We start from the raw sequence: 2,976 nt of genomic DNA, 5'->3' as shown, positions 1-2,976 counted from the left end.
TTAGGAGGAAATAAATGGATTTTACATTAACTAAATCGCAAGAACTTTTTAAGCAAATGATTACAGCTTTTGCTGAAAATGAAGTTAAACCTCTTGCTGCTGAAATTGATGAGGAGGAGAGATTCCCTATTGAAACTGTAGAAAAAATGAGTAAAACTGGACTTATGGGAATTGTTGTACCCACTCAATACGGTGGTGCTGGGGGAGATCAAATTATGTACACTATGGCTGTTGAAGAGCTTTCAAAAGTTTGTGGTACCACTGGAGTTATCCTTTCTGCTCATACATCTTTGGGTATTGCTCCTATCTTAGAGTTTGGAACTGAGGAACAAAAGCAAAAATATCTTCCTAAAATGGCTTCTGGTGAATGGATTGGAGCATTTGGTTTAACTGAACCAAATGCTGGTACTGATGCTGCCGGACAACAAACTACCGCTTGGTTTGATGAAAAAACTAATGAATGGGTATTAAATGGTTCAAAAATATTTATAACAAATGCAGGATATGCCCATGTTTATATTATATTTGCTATGACTGATAAATCAGCTGGACTAAAGGGTATATCAACTTTTATAGTTGAAGCTGATACACCTGGATTCTCTGTAGGAAAAAAAGAGAAAAAACTTGGAATTAAAGGTTCTGCTACATGTGAGTTAATCTTTGAAGATTGTAGAATTCCAAAGGATAACTTAATTGGAGCTTTAGGAAAAGGATTTAAAATTGCCATGATGACTCTTGATGGAGGAAGAATTGGAATTGCTGCACAAGCTCTTGGAATTGCAGGGGGAGCTTTAGATGAAACTATAAAGTATGTAAAAGAGAGAAAGCAGTTTGGAAGAGCTCTTTCTCAATTCCAAAATACACAGTTCCATATTGCTGATATGTATGCAAAAGTTGAAGCATCGAAAAACCTAGTTTATAAGGCTGCTTGGAAAAAATCAAAAAAAGAGAACTACTCACTTGACGCTGCTACAGCAAAGCTATTTGCTGCTGAAACAGCTATGGATGTAACTACAAAAGCTGTTCAACTTCATGGAGGGTATGGATATACAAGGGAGTATCCTGTTGAGAGAATGATGAGAGATGCTAAAATTACTGAGATTTATGAGGGAACATCAGAGGTTCAAAGAATGGTTATTGCAGGATCAATACTAAAGTAAATTAGGAGGATTAAACAGAATGAAAATAGTTGTATGTATAAAACAAGTACCTGACACTACAGAGATTAGACTAGATCCTGTTAAGGGAACTCTTATTAGAGATGGAGTACCAAGCATCATAAATCCAGATGATAAGGGTGGATTGGAAGAGGCATTAAAACTGAAAGATAAATTTGGAGCACATATCACTGTTATAACAATGGGACCTCCACAAGCTGACTCAGCTTTAAGAGAAGCTATCGCTATGGGAGTTGACAGAGCAATCCTTTTAACAGATAGAAAATTCGCTGGAGCTGATACCCTAGCTACATCTCACGCGATATCAGCAGCTTTAAAAGAGTTAGATTATGACCTTATTATCGCAGGAAGACAAGCAATAGATGGAGATACTGCACAGGTTGGTCCACAGATAGCTGAGTTTTTAAACCTTCCACAGATTACATATGTAAATGATATTAAATTTGATGGAAAGGATACATTTGAAGTAAAAAGAGCCACTGAAGAGGGATACATGTTACTTCAAGTTCAAACACCTTGTTTAATGACAATCTTAGCTGAAGCAAATAAACCTAGATATATGAATGTTAGAAACATTGTAGAGGCTTTTAATAAAGAGGTTGAAATTTGGGGAGTAGATAGATTATCAGATGTAGATGAGGAAAAATTAGGACTTAAAGGTTCTCCTACAAAAGTTAAAAAATCATTTACTAAGGGTGTTAAAGCAGCTGGACAACTCTATGAAGTTGACCCTCAAGAAGCAGCAAAAATTATTGTTGAAAAATTAAAGGAAAAATTTATAATCTAAAATTTTAAAGAAGGAGAATGTCATGAATTTAAATGAATATAGAGGAATCCTTGTTTTTGCTGAGCAAAGAGAGGGGATACTACAAAATGTTGGGTTGGAGCTAATAGGAAAAGGAAAGGAGTTGGCAGCAACTTTAAATGAAAAGGTTACTGCAGTACTTTTAGGATATAATATCCAAAATTTAGCTAAAGAGTTAATTGCCTATGGTGCAGATGAGGTTGTGGTTGTAGATTCAAAAGAACTTGCAATCTATGATACAGAAGCGTATACTCAAGCGTTTTCAACGGTTATTAATGAGAGAAAACCTGAGATTGTACTAATTGGAGCTACAACTTTGGGAAGAGATTTAGGACCTAGAATCTCATCTAGAATAGAGACTGGGCTTACTGCTGATTGCACAAAGCTAGAGATTGGAGAAAATAGAGAGTTTTTAATGACAAGACCAGCTTTTGGTGGAAACCTAATGGCTACAATAATCTGTCCTGATCATAGACCACAGATGTCAACAGTTAGACCAGGTGTTATGACAAGACTATCAAAAGATGAGAGCAGAGAGGGAAAAATTACAGATTTTAAAATTAATTTTGATCACTCAAAAATGAAAGTAAAAGTTTTAAATATAATAAAGGAAGCTAAAGCAAAAGTTGATATTACAGAAGCTAAGATACTTGTTTCAGGAGGAAGAGGTGTTGGAGCTCAAGGTGGATTTGATAATTTAGAACTTCTTGCCAATGAACTTGGTGGAGTTGCATCAGCTTCTAGAGCGTTAGTTGATGCTGGAATTGTTAGCCATGACAGACAGGTTGGACAAACAGGAAAAACAGTTAGACCAGATGTATACTTTGCATTTGGAATCTCAGGAGCAATACAGCACTTGGCTGGTATGGAAGAGTCAGAGTACATAATAGCTATAAATAAGGATAAAGCGGCACCTATTTTTGGAGTAGCAGATTTAGGACTAGTAACTGATTTAGGAAAAACAGCAACTTATTTAGTTGAAGAGATTAGAAA

The 2,976-nt window shown here is 35.8% G+C and carries 3 protein-coding genes; all 3 read left to right on the top strand.

What is annotated here, in order from left to right; translation table 11 throughout:
• Window positions 1–14 precede the first annotated feature (14 nt).
• Complete coding sequence (locus ACMOUI_RS04605) at window positions 15–1,160, top strand: acyl-CoA dehydrogenase (RefSeq protein WP_418964561.1); 1,146 nt, start codon at window positions 15–17, stop codon at window positions 1,158–1,160.
• A gap of 19 nt (window positions 1,161–1,179) precedes the next feature.
• Window positions 1,180–1,965 (top strand): electron transfer flavoprotein subunit beta/FixA family protein, encoded by a 786-nt coding sequence (locus ACMOUI_RS04600; protein ID WP_418964560.1) that lies wholly within the window; start codon window positions 1,180–1,182, stop codon window positions 1,963–1,965.
• 22 nt (window positions 1,966–1,987) lie between these two features.
• Window positions 1,988–2,976, top strand: a 989-nt coding sequence (locus ACMOUI_RS04595) for an electron transfer flavoprotein subunit alpha/FixB family protein (protein WP_418964559.1), incomplete at its 3' end; no start/stop codon positions are given.

The sequence above is a fragment of the Cetobacterium sp. genome (assembly GCF_048470075.1).
Classification (GTDB): Bacteria; Fusobacteriota; Fusobacteriia; order Fusobacteriales; family Fusobacteriaceae; genus Cetobacterium_A.
This window is presented reverse-complemented; position numbering and strand designations above follow the sequence as displayed.